Below are 25,205 nucleotides of genomic sequence, written 5' to 3' on the forward strand. Positions count from 1 at the left end.
CAGGTGCTGCCGAAGGTCGCGATTCCTTGATCCTCAAAAACAAAGATCGTAGCCCTCGGGGGCTCCTGTGCAGGATGGTTTTTATATTGGGGGAAATTATTGGCTGCATCCTTTTCGGCAGCAATTTAAAGTGTACTACCCGGTTAGTTTTGCGTGCGATTATCGAACACAATGGCGGTTTGGCGAATTGACGATTTTTCGTCCACTGCCCAACATCGGCTGCACATTGAGTCCGGATCTGAACCACCGGTCGCAGCGTGCAAAAAAAAAGCACACCAAATAACAAATCCAAAAACGGGTGGAACACATGATTCCTTCACAGACTTCCCGCATGGCTCCGGCCATGAGCACTGCCACGGGTGGCATCGGCGACAAGATCCGCGGCGCCATGGCTGTCGGCAAGACCCGCTGGGGCATGCTGGCCCTGGTGTTTTTCGCCACCACCCTGAACTACATCGACCGCGCCGCCCTCGGTGTCATGCAGCCGATCCTCGCCAAGGAAATGAGCTGGACGGCGATGGACTACGCCAACATCAACTTCTGGTTTCAGGTCGGCTACGCCATCGGCTTCGTCCTGCAAGGCCGGCTGATCGACCGGGTCGGCGTCAAGCGTGTGTTCTTCTGCGCCGTGCTGCTCTGGAGCCTGGCGACCGGCGCCCACGGCCTGGCGACTTCTGCCGTTGGCTTCATGGTCTGCCGGTTCATCCTCGGCCTGACCGAAGCGGCGAACTATCCGGCCTGCGTGAAAACCACGCGCCTGTGGTTCCCGGCCGGTGAACGTGCCGTGGCCACCGGCATCTTCAACGCCGGCACCAACGTCGGTGCGATGTTCACGCCGATGCTGCTGCCACTGATCCTCCACGTGTGGGGCTGGCAGGCTGCGTTTCTGTGCATGGCGGCGCTGGGCGCGATCTGGTTGCTGTTCTGGGGCTTGAAGTATTTCAACCCGGAAGATCATCCGAGCGTGAAGCAATCCGAACTCGATTACATCCAGCAGGAGGTCGAACCGGAACAGGCCCGTGTGCCGTTCTCGAAAATCCTGCGCATGCGCGGCACCTGGGCCTTCGCCCTCGCCTACTCGCTGACCGCTCCGGTGTTCTGGTTCTACCTGTACTGGCTGCCACCGTTTCTCAATCAGCAATACAATCTGGGCATCAACGTGACCCAGATGGGTATTCCACTGATCATTATCTACGTCACGGCCGACTTCGGCAGCGTCGGTGGCGGCATCCTGTCGTCGTTCCTGATCGGTCGCGGGATGAATTCGATCAAGGCGCGGCTGCTGTCGATGTTCCTGTTTGCCTGCTGCATCATCGGCGTGATCATGGCCGCCGGTTCGAGCAATCTGTGGGTGGCGGTGGCGGCGATTTCCCTGGCCATCGGTGCGCATCAGGCCTGGACCGCAAATATCTGGAGTCTAGTGATGGATTACACGCCCAAGCACATGATGAGCACGGTGTTCGGGTTCGGCGGCATGTGCGCGGCGATTGGCGGGATGTTCATGACCCAGATCGTCGGGCACATCCTCACCGTCACGAATAACAACTACACCGTGCTGTTCACCCTGATTCCGGCGATGTATTTCATTGCGCTGACGTGGATGTACTTCATGGCACCGCGCAAGATTCCAACCCTCACCGAATAAAACGCCTGCACCAGATACCCCTGTAGGAGCGAGCCTGCTCGCGATGGCTTTGTGTCAGTCAACATCTTTATCGACTGGTGCACCGCTATCGCGAGCAGGCTCGCTCCTTGGTTTTTTTGTCATTCATCAGCGGCGGCTTTGCTGCCACGCCGCCGCCAGTCCGCTGCAACAGATCACCGCGATCCCGATCACCGTCAACAGGCTCGGTGTGTGATTGAACAGCAGCCAGCCCAACAATCCCGCAAACACGATCTGGCAATAACCGAACGGCGCCAGCAATGCCGGTGCGGCATGGCGGAAAGCCTGGGTCAGAAACAGATGCGCGGTCATCCCGCAACTGCCCAGCGCGAGCATCAGCCCGGCGTGGGTCAACGTCGGCACCTGCCAGAAGAACGGCACCAGCGCACTCATCACCAAAGTGTTACAGAGCCCGGCAAAGAAGTTGCTGGTGGTCGGGCTGTCCACTTCGGCGAGTTTGCGGGTCAGCAGTTGGTAAAAGCAGAAAAACAGCGCCGAACAGAACGGCAGCAACACTGCCGGCGTGAACAGTTCGCCGCCGGGGTGAACAATGATCAGCACGCCGATAAAACCACAAATCACCGCGATCCACTGGCCACGCGTCACCCGCTCTTTCAGCAGCGGTACCGACAAGGCCGTCACCAGTACCGGCGCCAGAAAGTTAACCGCCGTGGCCTCGGCAAGCGGGATGTACAGCAGCGCCGTGGTGAAAAACAGACTGGTGCCGAGCAGGCAAAGCGCGCGTGCCAGCTGCCATAACGGTTTTTTCGTGCGCAGCACCCGCAACCCGGACTGCGGCAGAAAAATCCCCGCCATCAGCAAGGTGTGCACCACATACCGTGCCCACACCACCATCACGATCGGATAGAAACCTGACAGGTATTTCGACAACGCGTCATGGCTGGAGAACAGGAAGGTCGCCACCACAATCAGCAAGATCCCTTTAAAGGGCTGGTTGACTCCGGAAAGCGGGGTGCTGACGGTCATTGGCGATCTCTGAAGAAAAACACACTGAGGAAAAGCCTCAAGCAACAATCTAGAACCCGGTTCCAGATTCCGACAGCCTTCAACCATAAAAGTGTGCGAACAGCGCACAGCTTTGCACGATATCTCTTTAGGCGCCGGCACCACTGCGATCTTTGATCCTGATCTCGCGTTTAACTCGACAGCGCCTACAGGGGATGGGTTCGCTTTGTCGTCAGATGAACAGTTCCGAGGCCAGGCTGGCTGCCGACAACTCCTCGGTGAATTTCAACAGCAGCGGCGCCAGCTCATGCAACCTTGCCCCGGGCATCCGCGCACTCGGCCCGGCAATGCTCAACACGCCGATCACCCGAGCATCCGCGGGATGCCGCACCACGGCGGCAATCGCCGAAGTGCCCACTGCCGAACTCTCCTCGACGCAGGCATAGCCCTGCTCGCGCGTTAGCCGCAGACGCTCGAGCAATTCGATATTGGAACGTGGCGCATTCGGCCCGATATCCACGGGCACCTGCGCGGCCTGCCGTTCAACCCGCGACAAGGCCTCGGCATCACTCATGCTCGCAAGCCAGGCGTGGCCGGATGCGGTGTAGAACAGTGGCGCGTCACGGCCCATGTCAGGGTCGTAACGCAGACCGGTCCGCGCGCCCTGCGCCTTGGCGATCCAGGTCTGGCGTTCACCGTCGATGACACCCAGACGCACCAGCTCGCCGGTTTCCTGAGCGAGCCGATCCAGCACCGGCTGCACAATGTCGGCACCGCTGCTGGAAAGGTGGCGAAAGCCCATCGCAACCAGTCTGGTCGACAAGTGATAGCGCAGGGTCTCGGGGTTCTGCCGCACATACCCCAGGCGCACCAGTTCGGCGAGCAAACGGTGCGTGGCACTTTTCGGGATGTCGATCTGCTCGGACAACGTCTGCAGCGGCAACCCGCGGGGCTCGCCGGTAAGACTTTCCAGCACGCTGAAAACCCGTTCGATCTGACTGCCGGCCATGATGACATCCCAATGAAATTTTGCTGATTCTAAAATATATGCAAAGGAATAAGAAATCTGGAACTGATGAGTCGATTGGCATCGTCCGAACTATTTGCAGCGATGCCAGCGTCCGGATTGAATTACTCCCGTGCCAGCTCGTCATACACAGGCCCGCGTGTCCACGAATAGACGGATAGCCGGACTGGCGCCACACTCACACACCAGCAACACTCAACACCACGTAACGTTCTTCACCACGAAGCTTTCATCACCCCGAAGCTCTCCACCGGAAAAAAGAGGATTCCCACATGCTATGGAAAAAAGGCCGACGCAGTGACAACGTCGTCGATGCCCGTGGTGATGATGCCGGCGGTGGCGGCGGCATGGGTTTTGGTGGCGGCAAAGGCCTGAGCCTCGGGGCCATTCTGCTGATCGTCGGCATCGGCTGGATCACCGGTCAGGACCCGTTGCAGATCCTCGGCCAGCTTACCGGGCAAACGGGCCAGCAAACGGCACCCTCCTCACAGACCCGGCAGGCGCCTCCGGCCAATGACGAACAGGCCGAGTTCGTGCGCTCGATCCTCGGCGATACCGAAGACACCTGGGGCGCGATTTTCCAACAGGCCGGTCGGCAATATAAGGACCCGACCCTGGTGCTGTTCAGCAATCGGGTCAACTCCGCCTGCGGCCTGGCAACCTCCGCCACCGGCCCGTTCTATTGCCCGGCCGATCAGAAGGTCTATCTCGACATGGCGTTCTTCCAGGAAATGGCGCAACGCTTCAAGGCCGCCGGCGACTTCGCCCAGGCCTACGTCATCGCTCACGAAGTCGGACACCATGTGCAGACGCTTCTTGGCGTCTCGGCGAAAATTCAGACAGCCCGTCAGCAGGGCCGGCAGATGGAAGGTGCCGGCGGTTTGCTGGTGCGCCAGGAGCTGCAAGCCGACTGCCTGGCCGGCGTCTGGGCGTATAACGCGCAAAAACGTTTGAACTGGCTGGAACCCGGCGACATCGAGGAAGCCTTGAACGCCGCCAACGCCATCGGTGATGATCGCCTGCAGCAACAGGGTCAGGGCCGTGTGGTGCCGGACTCGTTCACTCACGGTACGTCGGCGCAAAGGGTGCGCTGGTTCAAAACCGGATTCGCGCAGGGCCAGGTCGGCCAGTGCGACACCTTCGCAGCGAAAAACCTGTAAATGCGTAAATGGCTTTTGGCATTACTGATCATTGGCAGCACCGCCCACGCGGCCGGCGTCGATGCCATCAGCCCCGGTCGCCTGCAACTCAAGGCAGGGGAAATGGCGGTGGGCATCGGCCCTGCGCCGGAGAAGATCGAGCGTGTGCTGATCGTCATTCATGGTCGCTTGCGCAACGCCGAGACCTATCGCAAAAGCGCCGAGCGCGCGACCGAGCTGGCGGGGCAAACCGCGCACACGCTGGTGATCGCTCCGCAGTTTCTCAACGAAAGTGATGTGACCCTGTATTCGTTGCCCGCGACGTTGTTGCGCTGGAAGGGTAACGAGTGGATGGGCGGCGGGTTATCCACAGGCCCGAATCCGTTGAGCGCCTATGCCGCACTCGATGAAATCGTCGCCCGCCTCGCTGACCGCAAACAGTTCCCGGACGTGAAGCAAATCGTGATGTTCGGCCATTCCGGCGGCGGCCAGGTGGTGCAGCGGTATGCCCTGCTCGCCAAAGACCAGCCTGCGCTGAAGGCCAACGGCATCCGCTTGCGCTACGTGGTTGCCAATCCTTCGTCGTATGCGTATTTCAATGAACAACGGCCGGTGGCGTTCGATCATGCCAAGTGCGTGGGCTTCAATCGCTGGAAATACGGTCTGTCAGACATGCCGGTGTACGCCGGTGGGCAAACGCCGCTGCAGCTTGAAAGCAGTTACATCAAGCGTGAAGTGACGTATCTGCTCGGCCAGCAGGACATTAATCCGCAGCATCCGGCGCTGGACAAGGGGTGCGAAGCCGAGGCGCAAGGGGCTTATCGTCTGGAGCGCGGCAAGTTGTTTTTCGGCTATCTGCTGCGGCGCCATCCGGAAGGGGTGAATCAGCGGCTGGTTGAAGTGCCCGGGGTTGGGCATAACGGCGATGGAATGTTGACCTCGCCGGAGGGGCAGAAGGCGTTGTTCGAATAAGTTTTGTGCTGATTGATCTGACGCCATCGCGACCAGGCTCACGCCTGCAGGGGAACGCATTCCAATTGCAGGAGTGAGCCTGCTGGCGATGAGGCCCGCTAAGCACCCAGGATTTTCAGGCCAGAAGCATCCGCCGCAACTCGACACAATCCTGCGCATGCCAGTCGGTCAATTCCGGCCACGGGTTATCCGGCAGATTCACCAGCACCGTCCGCGCCCCGGCGGCCCTGCCGCAATCCAGGTCAAAGCGGTAATCACCGACCATGACCATCTTGCTGGCAGGCACTTTCCAGGCGTCTGCCAGCTTCAGCAAACCACCCGGATGCGGCTTCGGCGGCGCCTCGTCGCGACCCAGTACATCCTCCGCCGCAAAGCAGTCGGCAAGACCAATCGCCTCAAGCGTCACATGCGCCAACTCGCGCGCGTTCCGGGTGAGGATGCCGAGGCGATAACCACGCGAGTGCAGGTCGCGCACCAGTTCCACAGCGCCAGTGGCGGGGGTCGAGCCCAGCGCCAGATCACGCTCGTGCTCCAGCAACCAGGCGTGTTTGGCCGCCGCTTCATCTGCCGGCAATGCCGCAAGATGAGTGAGGATGTCGTCCTGCGGCGGAATCGCCAGCGCCACGCGGATCGCCGCAAAGTCATGCACGGCGACGGTCAGCGTGCCGTCCATGTCGAACACCCAGTGCTTCACATCGCTCAGGCTCATGCCCAGTCCTTGCGGTGACGAATCAAGCCTTCCTGAGTGACCGACGCCACCAGTTGACCGGCGCGGTTGTACACGCTGCCACGGGAAAAACCACGGGAGTTGCCGGCCCACGGACTGTCCATCGCGTAGAGCAACCAGTCATCGGCGCGCAAGTCGTTGTGGAACCACAGCGCGTGATCGAGGCTGGCAACCTGCATGTCTTTCTGCCAGACCGATTTACCGTGCGGCAGCATCGAGGTGGTCAACAGGCCGAAGTCCGAGGCGTAGGCCAGCAGGTATTTGTGCAGCGCCGGAATATCGGCCAGCGCACCGTCGGCGCGGAACCACACGTATTTCACCGGATCGGCCGGCTGCGGGTTGTACGGGTCTTTTTCGGTGACCGGGCGCACTTCGATCGGTTTCGGGCACAGCAGTTTTTCGCGCATGTGTTCCGGAATCAGGTGTGCGCGCTGTTGGGTCAGTTCCAGCTCCGACGGCAGGTTCTCCGGGCCGACCACCACCGGCATCTGGCTCTGGTGCTCGAAGCCTGCTTCGTCGTACTGAAACGAGGCGCTGCAGGTGAAGATCGGATGGCCCTTCTGGATCGCGGTCACCCGGCGAGTGCTGAAGCTGCCGCCATCGCGCACGCGATCAACCGAATACACCACCGGCAACTTGGCATCGCCCGGACGCAGGAAGTAGCCGTGCATCGAATGCACGTGACGCGCCTCTTCAACGGTCTGACTGGCCGCCGACAGCGACTGACCGAGCACCTGCCCCCCGAACAACTGACGGAAACCCAGATCCTGGCTACGGCCGCGGAACAGGTTTTCTTCGATCGGTTCCAGGGTCAGCAAGTCGACCAGATCTTCCAACACTTGGCTCATTCAGACTCTCCTCACACAAAGCTATGCCGCGCAGTCTTGGCTGCGGCGGGCAATTCAGGTTCTGGCGCGAGCCACTGTCGCGCCATTGTAAACGTCCGTGTCGGCTTAGCCATGCAAGGTCTGCAGCCATTGCTCCCGGGTGATGCGATACAGCACATGTCGTCGTAGCGGATGATCGGCGGCAAGTTTGGGGTGATCGAAATCATCCTCCGGCACGTGATGCATGCCGATTGCCTGCATGACCTTCTCCGAGGGCAGATTGGATTGCGCGGTGAAAGACACGATCTCTTTCAGCGCCAGCCGGTCAAAGCCGCAGCGCAGAGCCGTCCACGCCGCCTCACTGGCATAACCCAGCCCCCAGTGCTCCTTGGCCAGCCGCCAGCCGATTTCCACCGCAGGCGTAAACGGCGCATCGAAACCGACCACACCGAGCCCGGTGAAACCGATGAATTCGCCGCTGTCCTTGCGCTCCAGCGCCCACAAGCCAAAACCGTGCTCGGCAAAATGCCCGCGCACGCGGCCGATCAGTGCCGCACTTTCCAGACGGCTCAGCGCTGCCGGAAAATAACGCATCACTTGCGGATCGGCACACATCGCCGCAAATGCCGGCAAATCTTCGTCCTGCCACTGTCGCATCAGCAGGCGTGCGCTTTGCAGTTCCAGTATCGGCTCCATCGTGCCCCTCCGTTTCCATGCCGCAAGTCTACATCGCTGGTAGGATCCTTCACTCTTACAAACGTTTCCTACATGAAATCGCCATGCCACTGCCGCTGATCTACCACGACGACTACAGCCCCGAATTCCCGGCGGACCACCGCTTCCCGATGGACAAGTTTCGGCTGCTGCGCGATCACCTCGTCGACAGTGGCCTGACCCGCGACGCCGATCTGCTGCGCCCGCAGATCTGCCCCAACGACATCCTCGCCCTCGCCCATGACCGTCGCTATATCGAACGCTACATGAGCGGCGAGTTGTCCCGCGAAGACCAGCGGCGTCTTGGCCTGCCGTGGAACGAAGCCCTGGCGCGACGCACCGTGCGTGCGGTGGGCGGTTCGATTCTGGCGGCGGAGAAAGCCCTGGAGCATGGCCTGGCCTGTCACCTGGCCGGCGGCACCCATCATGCCCATTACGATTACCCGGCCGGTTTCTGCATCTTCAATGACCTGGCGATCATCAGCCACTACCTGCTGCAAAGCGGTCGGGTCAATCGCGTGCTGATCTTTGACTGCGACGTGCACCAGGGCGATGGCACCGCGCGGATTCTCCACGACACGCCGGAGGCGATTACCGTTTCCCTGCACTGCGAGAAGAACTTTCCTGCACGCAAGGCCGAAAGCGATTGGGACATTCCGCTGCCCAAAGGCATGGGCGATGCCGACTATCTGCAGGTTGTGGATGACGCGCTCAATTATCTGCTGCCGCTGTACCAACCGGACCTGGTGCTGTACGACGCCGGCGTCGATGTGCACAAGGACGATGCCCTCGGATACCTGCAACTGACCGACGAAGGGGTCGCTGCCCGCGATGAACGCGTAATGCGCCATTGCCTGGGTCGCGACATCCCGGTGGTCGGTGTGATTGGCGGCGGTTACAGCAAGGATCGCCACGCCCTCGCCCGCCGCCACGGCATCCTGCATCACAGCGCGCAACGGGTCTGGCAGTCACACGGCTGTCATTGAGTTGTGCTGCGTTACCCACAATGGCTGTGGAACGGCCTGTGGATAACCTGAGTGAAAGGGACTACAGACCACAGCAAGCATGACTTACAGCGCAATGGTTGTTTTTTGACCAACATCTCGAACTGCCCCAAATCCTTTCAGGAGTGAGCTTGCTCGCGATCGCGTCAGCCCCTTCAACTCAGAGTCGACTGATCCACCGCTATCGCGAGCAGGCTCACTCCTACAAGGGATCTGCGCTGTTAGAATGCGCGCCCTATCCCGCCATACCGCAGCGCACGCCATGACCCAGACTTCTGCCCGCCTCCCCGCTCACGTCGCCATCATCGGCGGTGGCCCTGCCGGCCTGATGGCCGCCGAAGTGCTGAGCCAGGCCGGCGTGCGTGTCGATCTGTACGACGGCATGCCCTCGGTCGGTCGCAAGTTCCTGCTGGCCGGGGTCGGTGGCATGAACATCACCCATTCCGAAGCCTACCCGGCGTTTCTCTCGCGCTATGCCGAACGCGCACCGCAGATTGCGCCGTTGCTGCGCGCCTTCGACGCCGATGCGTTGTGCCGCTGGATTCATGAACTGGGCATCGAAACCTTCATCGGCAGCTCCGGCCGGGTGTTCCCCACTGACATGAAAGCCGCGCCATTGCTACGCGCCTGGCTCAAACGCCTGCGCGACAGCGGCGTGGTTATCCACACCCGCCACCGCTGGCTCGGCTGGGATGCGCAAGGCGCACTGCGTATCGCCAATCCCGATGGCGAAATCACCGTCAAAACCGATGCGACCCTGCTCGCCCTCGGCGGCGGCAGTTGGTCGCGGCTCGGTTCGGATGGCGCGTGGATGCTGCCCCTGGAGCAAAAAGGCGTAGGACTGGCGCCGTTGCAGCCGAGCAATTGTGGCTTCGAGGTGCAGGCCTGGAGCGAATTCCTTGTCAGCAAATTCGCCGGCGCACCGCTGAAAAACGTCGCCATCGGTTTGAACGACGACATCCCGCGCCTGGGCGAATGCGTGATCACTGCGACGGGCGTTGAAGGCAGCCTGATCTACGCGCTGTCAGCCCCCATTCGTGAGGCAATCAACGCGCAGGGTGCTGCGACTGTGCACATTGATCTGCTGCCGGGCCGGCCTGTGGATAAATTGCAGGCGGCCTTGAGCAAGCCACGCGGTTCGCGCTCGATGGCCAAACATCTGCACAGTCAGGTCGGGATCGACGGGGTAAAAGCGGCGTTGTTGCGTGAACTGACTGACGCCGCCACCTTTGCCGATCCGGCGCTGCTGGCCCGGGCGATCAAGGCATTGCCGCTGACTTTGGTGAAACCCCGTCCGCTGGACGAAGCGATCAGCAGCGCCGGTGGCGTGACGTTCGAGGCGCTGGATGAGCGATTGATGCTCAAGGCGTTGCCGGGGGTGTTTTGCGCGGGGGAGATGCTCGATTGGGAAGCGCCGACGGGCGGCTATCTGCTGACGGGGTGTTTTGCCAGCGGGCGGGCTGCGGGGTTGGGGGTCGTGCAGTGGCTCAAGTCCGAGGCGTCTGCCTGAACCCTCACCCCAGCCCTCTCCCAGAGGGAGAGGGGGCCGACCGAGGTGTCTTGGACGATCCATCGACCTGAACGGTCGAGTCGATTATGGATTCGGCAATGCTCTTTCAGGTCGGCACAACCTTAAAGCATCCCCCAATCAGCCCCCTCTCCCTCCGGGAGAGGGGGCTGACCGAGGTGTCCGGCGCCATACATCAACCTGAAACACCGAGTCGATTATGGATTCGGCAAAGCTCTTTCAGGTCGGCACAACCTTAAAGCATCCCCCAATCAGTCCCCTCTCCCTCCGGGAGAGGGTTAGGGTGAGGGGCTTTTGACTTTAAGGTTTACGCTTACGAGGTCCGGTGTTAAACACCGGCACCTTACGCACAGGCTTGATCGAAGGCTCCGGCGCCGATGTCTCACCGCTGTCGACCCACTTGCCGAGATTACGCTTGCCGCCACCGCCGCCGGACGCCTTCGGCTTTTTCGGTTTCTTCGGCTTCTTGATCACCTGACCGCTGGCATCGGTGTCCGGCACGCGGTGTTCCGGTTCGAAGTCCGGCTCGTTCTGACGCTTCAACGTCTGACGCGTGAGCATCTCGATCGCCGACAGCAGGTTCACTTCATCGGCACACACCAGCGAAATCGCCTCGCCAGTCGAACCCGCACGACCGGTGCGACCGATACGGTGGATGTAATCCTCGGCCACGATCGGCAGATCGAAGTTGACCACCAGCGGCAAGTCCTCGATGTCCAGACCACGGGCAGCCACGTCGGTCGCCACCAGAATCTGCACTTCACTGAGTTTGAAACGGTCCAGCGCACGCTGACGGGTGGCCTGCGGCTTGTCGCCATGGATACCGTCGGCGTTGACACCGAGGCCCTGGAGTTTTTCCACCAGCGCGTCCACACCGTTGCGGGTCTTGGCGAACACCAGCACCTGCTTCCACTTGTTCTTGCGCATCAGGTGCACGAACAGTTCCGGCTTGCGTTTCTTGTCCACCGTCACCACCCACTGCTTGACGGTGTTGGCCGCGACGTTGCGCGGGCTGACTTCGATGCTCAGCGGGTCGTTGAGCATCTGCCCGGCCAGCAGGCGGATGTCATCGGAGAAGGTCGCGGAGAACAGCAGCGTCTGGCGCTTCTTCGGCAGCATGCGGTAAATGTTCGCCAGTTCTTCGGAGAAGCCCAGATCGAGCATGCGGTCGGCTTCATCCAGCACCAGGGTCTGCAACTGATCGAGTTTCAACGCGTTCTGGCGGAACAGGTCGATCAGACGACCTGGCGTGGCGACAAGCACGTCAACGCCGCCGCGCAGCTTCATCATCTGCGGGTTGATGCTGACGCCGCCGTACACCGCATAAGTGCGCAATGGCAGATTTTCAGCGTATTGGCGCACCGACTCATGAACCTGCTCCGCCAGCTCGCGGGTCGGCACCAGAATCAGTGCACGAGCCGAATTAGCGGCCACTTTCGGCCCTTCCATGGCCAGCAACTGCAGCAGCGGCAAGGCGAAACCGGCGGTCTTGCCGGTGCCGGTCTGGGCCGCAGCCATCAGGTCGCGACCGGCCAGCACGGCCGGAATGGCTTGCGCCTGAACCGGCGTCGGGGTCTGGTAGCCGAGCGTCTCGAGGGAGCGCAGCAAGGGTTCGATCAGGCCAAGGGTGGCGAAAGTCATGGGAATACCGTAGGAAAATTCAGCGCAGTTGTGCGACACGAGTGTGCAATGGCGCGCAGTTTACCCTAATTCACGCGCTGTTCTGCTGGCACGACTGTCTTCGGCGGCGGCGCGACGAGCGGCTGCGCCGGCCGCCGCCACTGCGGCAGACCGATCAGCACCACGGCACTGATGATCACCAGCATCGCCAGCGCTTCTTCAATGCCAATGGTCTCGCCGACGAACACGATCCCCAGCAACACCGCCACCGCCGGGTTGACGTAGGCATAACTGGTGGCCGCCGCCGGACGCACATGCTTGAGCAGGTACATGTAGGAATTGAAGGCGATGATCGAGCCGAAGAAAATCAGATACGCCAGCGCCAGCCAGCCTTCGAGAGGCGGCACGGCTTGCAGGTGCTCGCCACTCGCCGCGCTGCCGATCAGCAGCACCACGCCACCCACCAGCATCTCCACGGCACTGGCCATCGCGCCTTGAGGCAGCGGCAGGTGTTTGCTCCACACCGAGCCAAAGGCCCAGGTCGCCGCCGCGAAAATCAACAGCGCCGCGCCCATCGGACTCGATTGCAGGTTGGAGCCCATGTTGAGCATGGCGATGCCGACAATCCCCAGCGCCACCCCGGCCCATTCGAGACGAGTATTGCGCGCCCCCCAGAAATAGCCACAGAGCAACGTGAACAACGGCACCGTCGCCACCGCCAGTGCCGCCACACCGGACGCCACCCCGCTATGTTCGGCCACACTCACCGCACCGTTACCGAAACTGAGCAGCAAAATCCCGATGATCCCCGCGGCCTTCCACTGCGCCCAGGTCGGCGCCGGCGCCCCGCGCCAGCGAAGGAAGGCGTACATCAGGCTGCCGGCAATCACGAACCGCACGCCACCGAGCATCAGCGGTGGCCAGTATTCGACGCCGAGGCGGATCACCAGATAGGTCGATCCCCAAATCACATACAGCGCAAAAAACGCGGCGATCAACGGCAAGGAAAAACGGCGCAAGGCAGGCATGGGCAACTCGAAAGTCAGCGTCAGGGGATGGATTATTCTAGAAAGGCACGCAGGCAAAAATAAGCTACAAAACCTGTTTATCGCGCCGGTACACTTTTGAAAGAACGGAGATCTACGGGATAAACCGTGATTTCGAAAGTCTGGCAATTTAAGGAGTCCGGCCTTGGACAGATACGACCGCATGCTGCTCAGCGCCCTGTTGGAAAACGGTCGGGCGTCCTACGCCGAACTGGCGCGCAAAGTGAACCTCTCGCCGCCGGCGGTGGCCGAGCGTGTGGCCAAGCTTGAGGCGGCCGGAGTGATCACTGGGTATCAGGCGAACATCGACCTGTCGAAAATCGGCCTGCCGATCCAGTGCATGATCGAATTGCGCCTGCACCAGAACGGCAGTCAGAAGGTCTACGACGAACTGGTGAAAATCCCGCAACTGACCGAGTGCTTTCGAGTGACCGGCGATCCGTGCGTGATGATGAAGGGCGCGGTGGGTTCGATGACGGAGCTGGAGGAGTTGATCAACCGGGTGGCGAAGTTCGGCTTCAGCAAGACTTCGATTGTGTTGTCGAGCGCGATCGAGAAGCGCGTGCCACTCGGCCACATCGACAGCAACGGCGAATAGCTCGGGGCCAACACCTACAAGGATTTTGTGTTGGGCTCTGCCTCAGCGGTAGCGTTGCAAGTGTTCGCTGACTTTGGCAGCCGGGACTTTCTGCAATTTGCACAGCAGGTCGTGGTTCAACTCACGCACGCCATGCTTGTGCCGCAGTTCTTCAGCCAGATGCGCCATCAGGTTCGCCGCCATCTCGGCATCCGCCATCGCCCTGTGCGCCTGACCGGTGTGCGGCAGGCGGGCGAAGGTGGTCAGGGTGCCGAGTTTGTGATTTGGCGCTGCCGGCATCAGGCGCCGAGCCAGCAATAGCGAGCAGGCAAAGTTCTGCAGACGGGTACGTTTGATCCGCCCCAGTTCGAAGTCCCAGAACTTCTGGTCGAACGAGGCGTTGTGCGCGACCAGTGGCGTGCAACCGACGAACTCGTTGACCTCTTCCATGACCCTTTCCGCCGAGGGCGCGCTGCGCAGCATGGCGTTGCTGATGCCGGTCAGTTGTTCGATGAAGGCCGGGACGCGCACGCCGGCGTTCATCAGGCTCTGGTAACGCTCGACGATGCGCCCGTTTTCCAGCATGACCACGGCGATTTCCGTGGCGCGACAGCTGCTGTTCGGCGACAGGCCGGTGGTTTCAAAGTCGATGACTGCAATGCGTTCCAAACCGGGTTGTACTCCGTTCAAATCAATTCTTCAGTAGCGGCTCAGTTCTTCAACAACAGCGCGCCTTCGATCGGCACGTAACGGCTGGCGGCACGGATCAGCGAGTTGGCCGTCAGGCCGGGCACACCATAGGCGACCGCTTGCACGCCATGCTTGCTGATGATGCGTTCGAGCAGCATGTCGAAATCGCCATCACCCGAGGCCAGGACGATTTCGTCGACGTGGTCGGCGGCGTCCATGATGTCGAGAGTGATGCCCACGTCCCAGTCGCCCTTGGCCGAGCCGTCGCTGCGCTGGATGTAGGGCTTGAGCTTCACGGTGAAACCGAGGTTGCGCAGGATCTGCTGGAACTGCTGCTGCTTGCTGTCGCCACGGTCGATCGCGTAGGCGTAGGCTTCGACGATCTGCCCGTCCTTGCTGATGTCCGCCCACAATGCGGCGTAGTTGAAGTGGCAACCATAGGCCTGACGCACGGTGTAGTAGAGGTTCTGCACGTCGGCGAACACTGCGATTTTTTTCACCGGGATTCCTGTGGGCGCATAGCGCACGAAGCGGGATCAGGCGCCGGGCCCGAAAAAGGCGCTCAGTATGCCAGCCAAGAGGAATGTTCAGCGAATAATCACCCACAGGCGCCATGGTGCTACTGACGAGCGGTGAAGGTGGCGAGGGGATTCATCCCCGTTCGACTGCACAGCAGGCCCAAGAAACCGGGGCCGCTACGCTGCCCAACGGGGATAAATCACCTCGCCACAGTTCGATGTCAACCTGCAAGGTTTCGGGTCAGACGAACGAATCATCGTCATCGAAGAACGACGAGTTGTCGTCGCTGTAGTCGGTGTCGGTGAACCCGCCCTGGTCATTGCCCGAGAAGCCGTTATCGGCCACACGCTGGTCATCATTCCAGCCATTGTTGCTATGGTCAGCCACTTGCGCCGGCTCTTCCTTGATCACTTCAACGATTTCTTCGGGCTGCTGGTTGTGATGGAACAGGCTGCTGATGCCCTGCGCCAGCATCACACCGCCGGCCACGCCGGCAGCGGTTTTCAGGGCGCCACCGAGAAAGCTGCTGCCCGCTGCTGCCGGGGCGGCTGGCTGTGCGTAATTAGGCGGTGGCGCGGGCATAGTTCTGTTGTGGCGGTGCTGCACCAAAATTCTGCTGCGGTGCCGGCTCACGCCAGCCGCCCGTCGAGGCCGGAGCACTGGGGGTCGGTGCCGGACGCGGGCTGCCGCCGAAGATGCTGGACAGGAACCCGCCGCCACCGCTTGGCGCGGGGGCCGCGCTTTGCGTCTTGGCTGCTTGCAGCTCAGCCTGCAATTGCTGGACTTGTTGGGTCAGTTGCTTGTTCTGCTCGTCGAGGCTCTTGAGCGCCGCCTCTTGCACCAGAATCGCCTGGGTCATGAAATAACCTGCCGCCGGCTGGCGGGTCAGGTGTTCCTTGATCCGCGCCTCGGCCTGGGCGTCGCGCGGGGCTGCCTCCGTTTCGGCTTGTTGCAGCCGGGAAAACAGTCCATCGATCAGGGTTTGCTCTTCGCTGTTCATGGCGACCTCGTAGATTGCCGGGGATAACGTTGCCCTCGCCCACTGTGGGCGAAGTGCTCTCCCGTAATGGAGACAGTGACAGGATGTTTCAATGACCTTTACCGAATGTTTACGTTTGTGTCGCACCCGCCATCATCGGTTAAAGTGAGCCACTGTTTTTGACCTGCGATACCGACTGATGAATGCCTTCGAAGTACTGCGCGACTCCCTGTATTTTTTCAAACGTCATTTGGGCAGCATCGTGCAGTTGTGCCTGCCGCTGGTGATTTTCGAAGCGGTTCTGCAACAGGTCGTCGATCACGCCACCGGCCCGGACAATTTCTCGGCGATCAACGTCATTGTCGGTCTGTTGGTCTATCCGCTGTACACCGCCGCCCTGATTCTGTTTCTCGATGCACGCAGCCGTGGCGAGGCGCCGCGCAACCGGGATCTGCTGGCGATGGCCGCGACCCTCTGGCCGCGCTTTGCCGTGCTGACCGCGTTGAACACGCTGCTGATTCTGTTGGGCCTGTCGCTGTATTTCCTGCCGGGCCTGATCCTGATGGTCATGCTCGCGTTCGGTGAATACCTGCTGGTCCTGCGCGGCCTGGGGCCGTTGCAGGCCATGAAGGAAAGCCTGCGCCTGACCCGCGGGCACTTCTGGCGAATCCTGCTGTGCATCCTGTGCGTGATGACGCCACTGTGGCTGCTCAAGGGCGCGACGCTGGCGGTGTATCCCGAGCCGCAGAACCCGCTGATCGCCGTGTTGATCGACAGCGCTCACAGCTTCCTGCAACTGTTCACCAGCGTGGTGCTGTTTCGCCTGTTCATGCTGATCAGTGAATTGCCTGACAAACGTGACGGGGCGGTCTGACCGCTCTGCGCTTGGGCTTCGAGGCTGCCGTCAGGTATGCTCGGGGCCACTTTCTGTAACGCTATAAGCCGAGCCATGACCCGTCTGCTGCGCTACACCCTGTTCTTTGTGTTGCTCGCCCTCGCGCTGGCCGCCGCACTGATGTTCAGCCTGACCTGGCGCCCCGACGCCCGGGAAACCCTGCCGGTCAGTTGCACCACCAGCGCGCCGACGCTGGTGCCCGGCCAGGCCCTGAAAGTCATGACGTGGAACGTTCAGTATCTGGCGGGCAAGCGCTACGTGTTCTGGAATGATCTGGCCCAGGGCGACGATGATGCGCCGACCCTGGAAGACATGGCGTTCAGCCTCGATGAAGTGGCGCGGGTGATCCGCGATGAGCAGCCCGATGTGGTGCTGCTGCAGGAACTGGATGACGGCGCCAAGGCCAGCGATTATCAGGATCAGCTCAAGCTGTTGCAGGAGCGGGTTGCCGACCTGTATCCATGCAGCACCAGCGCCTTCGACTGGAAGGCCGATTTCGTGCCTGACCGGCACATTTTCGGCAGCGTCGGCCGACAACTGGCAACCCTGAGCCGCTACCGCATCGAACACGCCGAACGCCTGCAATTGCCGATCGCCGAGGCCAACTTCATCAGCCGCCAGTTCCAGCCCAAAGACGCGCTGCTCGTCACCCGACTGCCCCTGAGCGATGGCGGGCAACTGACCGTGTTCAATACCCATCTGGAACGTGCCAGCCAACCGGATGACACCTTGCAGACCCAGGTGACGGCCGTGGCCAGGGTGCTCGACAAGTATGAAAGCCAGGGCCTGGCGTGGCTGATCGGCGGCGACTTCAACCTGTTGCCCCTCGGACAATACCGGCGCTTGCCGGCGGAGCAGCGCACGCCCTACTCCGCCGACAGCGAACTGCACCTGCTGTGGGACAAATACCCGATGATCCCGACCAACAACGAGGCCAGCGGCATCGACCGCGCGCAGTGGCTGACCCACTATCCCAACGACCCTGGCCTGAATGGCCCGGACCGCACGGTCGACTACCTGTTTTACAGCCCGAAAATCAAACGGGTCGAAGCGAGGGTGCGCCAGGACGATACGTTGCGCATCTCCGATCATCTGCCGGTGATTGCGCGCTTCCTGCTGCCTGCCACGCCCTAGTGGCGACCAACGCGCCCTCTGCTTCAGCTCACGCATTCACGACACGGAACGCCCATGAAAATCTTACTGGTGTGCAAGGACATCGGCGGTTACGCCGGCAAACTGGCCGACTACCTGATGACCGAGCACGACGTGTGCTTCATCGACACCTCATCGCTGTCCAACCGCTTTGACCGGGCACCAAAGATCCTGCGCCGCCCGCTCAAACGCTGGGCCCAGTTGCGCCAGTTCAAAAAGGTCCTCGGCAAGGCTGCGCGCTTTGACGTTGCGCTGATCATCAACCCGGCGCAAATCGATCCGAAGCAATTGGCCGCCGGCCTGAATGTGGCCGACCGCAAGATCGCCTACCTCTACGACAGTTTCAGCCGCTGGCCAATGACCCGCGAAGCACTGGCCGGTTATGACGAGGTGTTTTCGTTCGATCCGGGGAATGCCGAGAGTTACGGCCTGAAAAAGCACTACAACTTCATTTACGAGGACTACGTCGCGGACGGTGCGCCCGGCGACTATTCGGCGTTCGTGGTGATGGCCGGCAAGGATCGAGTGCCGGCCCTGGAAGGGCTGGCGCGGGAGTTCGATCGACTCGGCGTCACCGATTACAAGTTTCTGGTGCAGTGCAAACCGATCCCCGGTGCGCACCCGGGCATCACCTTTTTCGAGCAACGTATGTCGCTGGAATCCGTGGGGGAGCTGGTAAAGCGCTCGCGGATCATTCTGGACATCGCCAAACCCGGCCAGGCCGGCTTGAGCTTCCGTTTCTTCGAAGCCATGGCCTCGCGCAAAAAAGTCATCACCACCAACCGCAGCGTGGTCGATTACGACTTCTACAATCCGGCCAACATCCTGGTGATCGACGAGGCCAACCCGGTGATTCCCGAGCGTTTCATCACCGATCCGTATGTCGATGTGCCCGAGACCATCTACCAGAAATACACATTGCGGGGCTGGGTCAAAACGGTTTTCGCATTCGCGTAATCGGCCCCCTGTGGGAGCTAGCTGCTCCCACAGGGACGGGATGCCTCGCGTTTCAGTGGACCTCTTCCAGATCGTCATGCAACAGCCCGAAGATCTGCCGCTTCATGTCGATGAACGAGCGTTCCATGACCATGTCCAGCGAACGCGGGCGTTCGATCGGCACGTCGAGGATCTGTTTGATCCGCCCCGGTTTGGCCCCCATCACGTACACCCGGTCGCCGAGCAGAATCGCCTCGTCGATGTCATGCGTGACGAACAGCACGGTCTTCTTGCTGTTGCCCCAGACCCGCAGCAACAGTTGCTGCATCTGCAGACGGGTCTGGCTGTCAAGGGCGCCGAACGGCTCGTCCATCAGCAGGATCTGCGGATCGTTGGCCAGCGCCCGGGCGATCGCCACCCGCTGCATCATCCCGCCCGACAGCTGCTTGGCGTAGTTGTCGGCGAACCCGCTCAGGCCGACCTCGTTGACGTAGTAATCGACAATCTCCTTGCGCCGCGCCGCCGGCACACCGCGCCGCTTGAGGCCGAACTCGACGTTCTGGCGCACCGTCAGCCACGGAAACAGCGTGTAGCTCTGGAACACCATGCCGCGATCCGCGCCGGGGCCCTGCACTTGCTGACCGCCGACGTAGATCTCACCGGACGTCGGCTCGGCCAGACCGGCGGTCAGGTACAACAGACTCGACTTGCCACACCCCGACGGCCCGACCAGCACGGCGAACTGCTGATCCGGCACCTCGAACGACACTGCCTCAAGCGCAGTGAACGTGCCGCCACCAGGCTTGCTGTAGCGCAGGCTGACTTTGTCCACCTGCAAGCGCGGCGCCGCTTGCGCCGGGCTCGCGACCGGTTCGATAAAACGATGATTGGCAGCAGTCACTGAGCCCATGCGGCAACCCTCAAGCGGAGAAAACGGAACAGTTGATCGGTGACCAGCCCCAGCAGGCCGATGATCGCGATGGCGAGGAAAATCACGTCGACCTGAAAACCGCGCATGGCCTTCAGACTCAGATAGCCCAACCCACTGGAAGCGGCGACCAGTTCAGCCACCACCAGGTAAGTCCAGGCCCAGCCCATGGTCACGCGCAAGGTATCAAGCACGCCGGGCACCGATGCCGGCGCGATGACATGCAGCACCGCGTCGCGGCGATTGGAACCGAGGGTGTACGAAGCGTTGATCAGGTCCTTGGAAATGCCTTTGGACACGTCCGCGATCATCACCAGTTGCTGAAAGAACACACCGAAGATGATCACCGACACCCGCTGCTCCAGACCGATGCCGATCCACAGAATGAACAGCGGCACGAACGAAGTCACCGGCAGGTAACGAATGAAGTTGACCATCGGTTCGAGGAACGCCTGGACGATGCGGAAGCTGCCCATCAATAACCCCAGCGGCACCGCCACCAGCGACGACAGAATGAAGCCGACCATCACCACTTCGACACTGGCCCACACGTGGGTGCCGAGGGTGCCGTCACGGCTCAGGCGCACAGCCGCTTCCACCACTGCCCCCGGCGTCGGCAAGAACATGCCCGGGACGATACCGCCGTAGGACAACCCGGCCCACAGACCGATCAACAACACCCAGGCCAGCCCGCTGGCGCTCCACACCACCGGCACCGGCAAACCGGTCTTCGGCGTGAGGCAGCGGCTCAGCCACGAATTGCGCTTGAACATTGCAGACCTCCTAGAGCGGGCTGACAAAACGGTTGTCGACCAGATCGTCGTTGCTGACGTTGTAAGGTTTACCCTGCAATTCGCTGGCGGTTTCGTTGGCCAGTTTGATCAGCGCTGCGCTGTCGCCCGGCTTGCCCGGTGCGCCGAGCAATTTCTCGCTCATCGCCTGATCGTAGAAACGTACGCCTTGGGCAGCGGCGGCCAGTTCCTTGGGATCGGACAGATAACCACCGACACCTTTGGCCATGATCCTGTAAGCGTCTTCGGGATGATCTTTGGTGTATTGCACCGCCTTGTACAAACCCGCCACCAGCGCCTTGACGTCTTGCGGCTGTTTCTCGATGACGCTGCAGTTCAACGCCACCACATCGACGATCACGCCGGGGGTACTGCTGCTGTCGATCAGCACTTTGCCCTGCTGTTTGTCGCGGACCATCGACAGGTGTGGTTCCCAGGTTACGGCGGCGGGCACGCGCCCGGCGATGAACGCGGTGGCGGCATCGTCCGCGGTCATGTTCTGCACGGTGATGTCGCTCATTTTCATACCGTTCTTTTTCAGCAGGTACGAGAGCCAGAACTGCGAGGTCGAGCCTTCGTTGACGGCCACGGCCTGGCCCTTGAGTTCCTGCAGGGATTTGACGTCCTTGCCGACCAGCACGCCATCGCCACCGTGGCTGTCATCCAGCGCCGCAACGGCCTTGAAGCAGAACTGCGGGCGGTACTTGAGCACCTCGTCAATGGTCGAGGCGGAGCCGGACAACTGCCCGGATGCCTGGGCGGCCATGTACATCGAGGCTTCTTCGACCACTGGCAATTCGACGGTCAGACCGTTCTCCTTGAAGTAGCCCAGATCCCGCGCCAGGTAGAGCGTGCCGTAGCCGACCCACGTGGTGTGGCCAATGGACAAGGTGCCGGCGTGGGCGCTGGTCGCGACCGTGGCGGCCAGGGCGGTGATCGCCAGAGGATGAGTGAGACGGATACACAAGGACTTGATCATGGAGCACTCCCGACGCTGTTGATTTAGTTTTGTCATGGGCAGTACGGCCAGCGCCAAAGATGCCAATGCACGCTGCGGTCTCTGCTGGACTCTGGCGTGAAGGCTTGGGCTGGCGAGAGGGATGGTGGCCCATGTGCGCGGTGAGGAAAATCAGGAAATTGTTGGCAGCAAATGATGAAAAAACTGGGTAGTGCGCACCGCTGAGGGGCGATGTTGGCGGGGATGCACGGGGTGGGTGCAAAGCGGAAATTTTCGCTGAATGTACCTAAGTCATCGCGAGCAGGCTCACTCCTACAGGGGCGCACGGTCAATTGTAGGAGTGAGCCTGCTCGCGACAGGGGCCACGCGGTTTCAGCGCAACTGAAACCAGGTGGTCTTGAGCTGGGTGTATTTGTCGAACGAGTGCAGCGACAGGTCGCGACCAAAGCCCGATTGCTTGCCGCCGCCAAACGGCACGGTCACGTCCAGTGCATCGACGGTATTGACTGACACCGTGCCCGCTCGCAGTCGTCGGGCCACGCGGTGCGCGCGATGCAGATCATCCGTCCACAGCGACGCCGCCAGCCCGTAGACACTGTCATTGGCCAGACGCACCGCTTCGTCTTCATCGTCGAACGGCACCACCGCCAGCACCGGGCCGAACACCTCTTCACGAAACAGCGGCATGTCGGCGCTGACGCCGGTAAAAATCGTCGGTTCGATGAAGTTGTCCGAGCCGTTGAAACGCCGTTGCTGACCGCCACAGACCAAGGTCGCCCCCGACTGGGTGGCACCGTGAATGGCGCGCTGGATGCTCGTCGTCTGCCGGTGATCGACGATGGCTCCGGCACGGCTTTGCGGGTCAAGTGGATCCCCCGGCAGCCAGCGCTCGGCCTGGGCTTTCAGGCGCTCGACAAACTCATCGTGAATAGCGCGTTCAACCAACAGACGCGAGTTGGCCGAACACACTTCACCCTGATTGAAAAAGATCCCGAACGCGGCTTTCTCCGCTGCCAGATCCAGATCGCGGCAATCGGCGAACACCAGGTTGGCACTCTTGCCGCCGCACTCCAGCCAGACCTGTTTGAGGTTGGACTGCGCCGAATACTGCATGAAATATTTGCCGACCTGAGTCGAGCCGGTGAACACCAGACAATCGACATCCGGGTGCAGGCCCAACGCCTTGCCGGTCTGTTCACCCAGCCCCGGCAACACGTTGAGCACACCTGCCGGCAGTCCGGCCTCCAGTGCCAGTTCGGCCAGACGCAACGCCGAAAACGGTGATTGCTCCGCCGGTTTGAGAATCACCGAATTGCCCGCCGCCAGCGCCGGCGCGAGTTTCCACGCGGCCATGTCCAGCGGAAAATTCCACGGCACCACCGCGGCGACCACCCCCAGTGCTTCACGGGTAATGGTCGCCAGCACGCTGGACGCGGCGGGGGCAATCTGATCGTAGAGTTTGTCGATGCTTTCGGCGTACCAGCGAAACACCCCGGCGGCGCCCGGCACGTCGATGGTGTAGGCATCCATCACCGGTTTGCCCATGTTCAGCGAATCGAGCAGGGCCAGTTCTTCGCGGTGGTTCATCAGCAGATCGGCCAGTTTCAGAAGCACCTGTTTGCGCTCCGCCGGTGGGCGTTGTGACCAGGTACCGGCCTCGAACACCTGTCGTGCATTGCGCACCGCCGCATCGACGTCCGCCTCGCCACAGGCCGCGACATTGGCCAGCAACTGCCCGGTAGCGGGATTCATCGCGGCGAAGGTCTGCCCCGATTGTGCGGCGCAGGGTTGGCCGTCGATCACGGCTTGATCGGGAAACTTCAATGCAACGGCGCGGCGCTGCCACTCTGCAAGCTCGAACACGTTCGGATGCTCCCTGGGCTTTAATTGTGCATTGATGGTCGCTCAGGGCGGTGCGGGCTAAAACCAGTAAAAATATCTTCGCAGGCAATAAAAACACTGGGCAATGACTTGCCCCAAACGCGGGCCAGATGGCTATGGTTGAAAGATAAACACATCGTCGCGCAGCGGACGTGGCGGCGCACAAATTGCTTGGAAGTCGAGTCCGCTCGTCCAGAGGTTTGCCGTGGCCGCCTACAATTTGCGTCAGCTCAAATACTTCATCACCACCGTCGAATGCGGCAGCGTTGCCGAGGCGTCGCGCAAGCTGTACATCGCCCAACCGGCCATTTCCACCGCGATCAAGGCACTGGAAGACAGCTTCGCCGTGCAACTGCTGATCCGCCATCACGCCCAGGGCGTGTCCCTGACGCCCAGCGGCGCACGCTTTCTGCGCAAGGCGCAGGAACTGCTGCGCATGGCCAAAGAGTTCGAACAGAACGCCCTGGCCGACAACGACATCGTCGCCGGACAGATCGACATCGGCTGCTTCGAAACCGTCGCCCCGTTGTACCTGCCGCAATTGATCGCCGGGTTTTGCGCGCTGTATCCGGGGGTGAAAATCCGCATCCGCGACGGTGAACAACAGGAACTGGTGCAAGGCCTGACATCGGGTGCGTTCGATCTGGTCATCTTGTACGAACACGAACTCGACGCGACCATTCAGACCGAACCCTTGATGCCGGCGCAGCGCCCTTATGCACTGCTGCCGGCCGATCACCGCTTCGCCGAATACAAGCAAGTGTCGCTGCGGGATTTGTGTCTGGAGCCGATGATCCTGCTCGATGTGCAGCCGAGCCGGACCTACTTCGTCAGCCTGTTCGAAGAACTCGGCCTGACCCCGCGCATCGAGTTCAGCTCACCGTCGATCGAAATGGTCCGCGGCATGGTCGGCCAGGGGTTCGGCTTCTCGGTGCTGGTGACGAAGCCGCACTCGGAGTGCACCTATGACGGCAAGAAAGTGGTGTGCGTTGACATTGTCGAAAATGTCACCGGTTCAGGCCTGGTAGCGGCGTGGCTCAAACGTGGGCAACTGACCAAACCGGCGCAGTTGTTCGCCGATTATTGCCGCGAACAACTGACACGCAAGGCTGGCGCCTGACCCGCACGGGCCATGGCGAACATTCAACTGCGGCGCTTGACCACACGCCGATGGCAATCGGCCGGGCCCAATACCTTGCCCGCCCTCGATCGCACCTCAATGATCTCGATCTGCTCGGCGTGCTCGTTGTCCAGCAGTATCGAATAGCTCTCACCCTTGCTGAACAGGAAGCGCTCGCCCCACTGACGCATGCTGATCACGATCGGAAACACCGAACGCCCCATCTCGGTCAGCACATACTCCTTGTAGGCGGTGCCGTCGGATGCAGGCTGGACCTCGAAGACACCGAGCTCGACCAACCGTTTGAGTTTCACCGTGAGGACGTTTTTCGCCAGGCCCAGGCGCTTTTGAAATTCGCTGAAACGACGGACGTCATCGAAGGCGTCACGGATGATCATCAAAACCCAACGATCACCGATAGCTTCAAGTGTCCGGGCCACAGGGCATTCGCTTTGTGCCAGTAGCTGCTGCCTAGCCATGAGTCTCCAGTGTTGATTAATAAAGTGCGTCAGAACTGTTCTAACGTCAGAAGAAAATATTTTGAAA

At 61.1% G+C, this 25,205-nt stretch carries 24 protein-coding genes and 1 pseudogene; 10 read left to right on the plus strand and 15 right to left on the minus strand.

Annotation, left to right across the window (positions count from 1 at the left end; all coding sequences use genetic code 11):
- Positions 1 to 307: 307 nt before the first annotated feature.
- A complete protein-coding gene (locus ACXX9E_RS01505; protein ID WP_267801613.1) occupies positions 308 to 1,645 on the plus strand; it encodes an MFS transporter in 1,338 nt (445 codons plus the stop codon).
- Positions 1,646 to 1,771: 126 nt separating this feature from the next.
- On the opposite strand, the gene ACXX9E_RS01510 is transcribed toward ACXX9E_RS01505, so the two are convergent.
- Positions 1,772 to 2,650 carry a DMT family transporter gene (locus ACXX9E_RS01510; protein WP_123463934.1) on the minus strand — a complete coding sequence of 293 codons (879 nt, stop codon included), beginning with the start codon at positions 2,648 to 2,650 and terminating at the stop codon, positions 1,772 to 1,774.
- 211 nt (positions 2,651 to 2,861) lie between these two features.
- Positions 2,862 to 3,638 carry an IclR family transcriptional regulator gene (locus ACXX9E_RS01515; protein ID WP_123463932.1) on the minus strand — a complete coding sequence of 259 codons (777 nt, stop codon included), beginning with the start codon at positions 3,636 to 3,638 and terminating at the stop codon, positions 2,862 to 2,864.
- A 290-nt stretch (positions 3,639 to 3,928) separates the two neighbouring features.
- Here ACXX9E_RS01515 and ypfJ point away from each other — a divergent pair, with 290 nt between their 5' ends.
- Positions 3,929 to 4,816 (plus strand): KPN_02809 family neutral zinc metallopeptidase, encoded by an 888-nt coding sequence (gene ypfJ, locus ACXX9E_RS01520; protein ID WP_128616124.1) that lies wholly within the window; start codon positions 3,929 to 3,931, stop codon positions 4,814 to 4,816.
- Complete coding sequence (locus ACXX9E_RS01525; RefSeq protein WP_458554945.1) at positions 4,817 to 5,767, plus strand: alpha/beta fold hydrolase; 951 nt, start codon at positions 4,817 to 4,819, stop codon at positions 5,765 to 5,767. It begins immediately after the preceding gene.
- 115 nt (positions 5,768 to 5,882) lie between these two features.
- Here ACXX9E_RS01525 and ACXX9E_RS01530 read toward each other — a convergent pair whose 3' ends face one another.
- The 3 genes from ACXX9E_RS01530 to ACXX9E_RS01540 all read right to left on the minus strand — a co-directional run bounded on the left by ACXX9E_RS01530 (position 5,883) and on the right by ACXX9E_RS01540 (position 8,017).
- Positions 5,883 to 6,476 carry an HAD family hydrolase gene (locus tag ACXX9E_RS01530; protein WP_123463926.1) on the minus strand — a complete coding sequence of 198 codons (594 nt, stop codon included), beginning with the start codon at positions 6,474 to 6,476 and terminating at the stop codon, positions 5,883 to 5,885.
- Positions 6,473 to 7,342, minus strand: coding sequence for an acyl-CoA thioesterase II (gene tesB / locus ACXX9E_RS01535; protein ID WP_003228466.1), 870 nt, complete (start codon positions 7,340 to 7,342; stop codon positions 6,473 to 6,475). The genes ACXX9E_RS01530 and tesB overlap by 4 nt, the downstream gene beginning before the upstream one ends.
- Before the next feature lie 105 nt (positions 7,343 to 7,447).
- Positions 7,448 to 8,017 (minus strand): GNAT family N-acetyltransferase, encoded by a 570-nt coding sequence (locus ACXX9E_RS01540; RefSeq protein ID WP_458554946.1) that lies wholly within the window; start codon positions 8,015 to 8,017, stop codon positions 7,448 to 7,450.
- Positions 8,018 to 8,100: 83 nt separating this feature from the next.
- Here ACXX9E_RS01540 and ACXX9E_RS01545 point away from each other — a divergent pair, with 83 nt between their 5' ends.
- Positions 8,101 to 9,021 carry a histone deacetylase family protein gene (locus tag ACXX9E_RS01545; protein WP_123463922.1) on the plus strand — a complete coding sequence of 307 codons (921 nt, stop codon included), beginning with the start codon at positions 8,101 to 8,103 and terminating at the stop codon, positions 9,019 to 9,021.
- Between the two features lie 280 nt (positions 9,022 to 9,301).
- Entirely contained in the window at positions 9,302 to 10,549 is a 1,248-nt protein-coding gene (locus tag ACXX9E_RS01550) for a TIGR03862 family flavoprotein (RefSeq protein WP_458554947.1), read from the plus strand.
- A 318-nt stretch (positions 10,550 to 10,867) separates the two neighbouring features.
- Here ACXX9E_RS01550 and rhlE1 read toward each other — a convergent pair whose 3' ends face one another.
- Positions 10,868 to 12,208, minus strand: a complete 1,341-nt coding sequence (gene rhlE1 / locus ACXX9E_RS01555; protein WP_123463918.1) for an RNA helicase RhlE1 — start codon at positions 12,206 to 12,208, stop codon at positions 10,868 to 10,870.
- Positions 12,209 to 12,273: 65 nt separating this feature from the next.
- Positions 12,274 to 13,215 carry a drug/metabolite exporter YedA gene (gene yedA / locus ACXX9E_RS01560; RefSeq protein WP_458554948.1) on the minus strand — a complete coding sequence of 314 codons (942 nt, stop codon included), beginning with the start codon at positions 13,213 to 13,215 and terminating at the stop codon, positions 12,274 to 12,276.
- 163 nt (positions 13,216 to 13,378) lie between these two features.
- On the opposite strand from yedA, the gene ACXX9E_RS01565 reads away from it, so the two are divergent.
- Positions 13,379 to 13,831: an Lrp/AsnC family transcriptional regulator gene (locus ACXX9E_RS01565; protein WP_458554949.1), complete on the plus strand. Its 453-nt coding sequence runs from the start codon at positions 13,379 to 13,381 to the stop codon at positions 13,829 to 13,831.
- A 42-nt stretch (positions 13,832 to 13,873) separates the two neighbouring features.
- On the opposite strand, the gene ACXX9E_RS01570 is transcribed toward ACXX9E_RS01565, so the two are convergent.
- From ACXX9E_RS01570 to ACXX9E_RS01580, 3 genes and pseudogenes are all read right to left on the minus strand, one after another.
- Positions 13,874 to 14,479, minus strand: coding sequence for a 3'-5' exonuclease (locus ACXX9E_RS01570; RefSeq protein ID WP_027612872.1), 606 nt, complete (start codon positions 14,477 to 14,479; stop codon positions 13,874 to 13,876).
- A 41-nt stretch (positions 14,480 to 14,520) separates the two neighbouring features.
- Positions 14,521 to 15,000, minus strand: coding sequence for a LabA-like NYN domain-containing protein (locus tag ACXX9E_RS01575; protein ID WP_007949802.1), 480 nt, complete (start codon positions 14,998 to 15,000; stop codon positions 14,521 to 14,523).
- 259 nt (positions 15,001 to 15,259) lie between these two features.
- A pseudogene (locus tag ACXX9E_RS01580) lies at positions 15,260 to 16,019 on the minus strand (DUF2076 domain-containing protein).
- A gap of 178 nt (positions 16,020 to 16,197) precedes the next feature.
- Here ACXX9E_RS01580 and ACXX9E_RS01585 point away from each other — a divergent pair.
- The 3 genes from ACXX9E_RS01585 (at position 16,198) to ACXX9E_RS01595 (ending at position 19,002) form a co-directional block, all read left to right on the plus strand.
- On the plus strand, positions 16,198 to 16,872 hold the full coding sequence (locus ACXX9E_RS01585; protein WP_123463908.1) for a YciC family protein: 675 nt from the start codon (positions 16,198 to 16,200) through the stop codon (positions 16,870 to 16,872).
- Between the two features lie 75 nt (positions 16,873 to 16,947).
- A complete protein-coding gene (locus tag ACXX9E_RS01590) occupies positions 16,948 to 18,027 on the plus strand; it encodes an endonuclease/exonuclease/phosphatase family protein (protein ID WP_123463907.1) in 1,080 nt (359 codons plus the stop codon).
- A 54-nt stretch (positions 18,028 to 18,081) separates the two neighbouring features.
- On the plus strand, positions 18,082 to 19,002 hold the full coding sequence (locus tag ACXX9E_RS01595; RefSeq protein WP_458554950.1) for a WaaS/CpsH family glycosyltransferase: 921 nt from the start codon (positions 18,082 to 18,084) through the stop codon (positions 19,000 to 19,002).
- Positions 19,003 to 19,054: 52 nt separating this feature from the next.
- Here the strand turns inward: ACXX9E_RS01595 and ACXX9E_RS01600 are convergent, their stop codons facing one another.
- From ACXX9E_RS01600 to ACXX9E_RS01615, 4 genes are all read right to left on the minus strand, one after another.
- On the minus strand, positions 19,055 to 19,891 hold the full coding sequence (locus tag ACXX9E_RS01600) for an ABC transporter ATP-binding protein (protein WP_128615970.1): 837 nt from the start codon (positions 19,889 to 19,891) through the stop codon (positions 19,055 to 19,057).
- Entirely contained in the window at positions 19,879 to 20,682 is an 804-nt protein-coding gene (locus ACXX9E_RS01605; protein ID WP_123463901.1) for an ABC transporter permease, read from the minus strand. Before ACXX9E_RS01605 ends, ACXX9E_RS01600 begins: the two co-directional genes overlap by 13 nt.
- A gap of 10 nt (positions 20,683 to 20,692) precedes the next feature.
- Entirely contained in the window at positions 20,693 to 21,679 is a 987-nt protein-coding gene (locus ACXX9E_RS01610) for an ABC transporter substrate-binding protein (RefSeq protein WP_123463899.1), read from the minus strand.
- 351 nt (positions 21,680 to 22,030) lie between these two features.
- Entirely contained in the window at positions 22,031 to 23,521 is a 1,491-nt protein-coding gene (locus ACXX9E_RS01615; RefSeq protein WP_458554951.1) for an aldehyde dehydrogenase, read from the minus strand.
- Positions 23,522 to 23,744: 223 nt separating this feature from the next.
- Here ACXX9E_RS01615 and ACXX9E_RS01620 point away from each other — a divergent pair, with 223 nt between their 5' ends.
- Positions 23,745 to 24,659, plus strand: coding sequence for a LysR family transcriptional regulator (locus tag ACXX9E_RS01620; protein ID WP_447807576.1), 915 nt, complete (start codon positions 23,745 to 23,747; stop codon positions 24,657 to 24,659).
- A gap of 23 nt (positions 24,660 to 24,682) precedes the next feature.
- Here ACXX9E_RS01620 and ACXX9E_RS01625 read toward each other — a convergent pair whose 3' ends face one another.
- The gene (locus ACXX9E_RS01625) at positions 24,683 to 25,138 is read right to left on the minus strand and encodes a winged helix-turn-helix transcriptional regulator (protein ID WP_123463893.1); all 456 of its coding nucleotides are present in this window, start codon (positions 25,136 to 25,138) and stop codon (positions 24,683 to 24,685) included.
- Positions 25,139 to 25,205 lie beyond the last annotated feature (67 nt).

The organism is Pseudomonas sp. GNP014 (genome assembly GCF_054344005.1).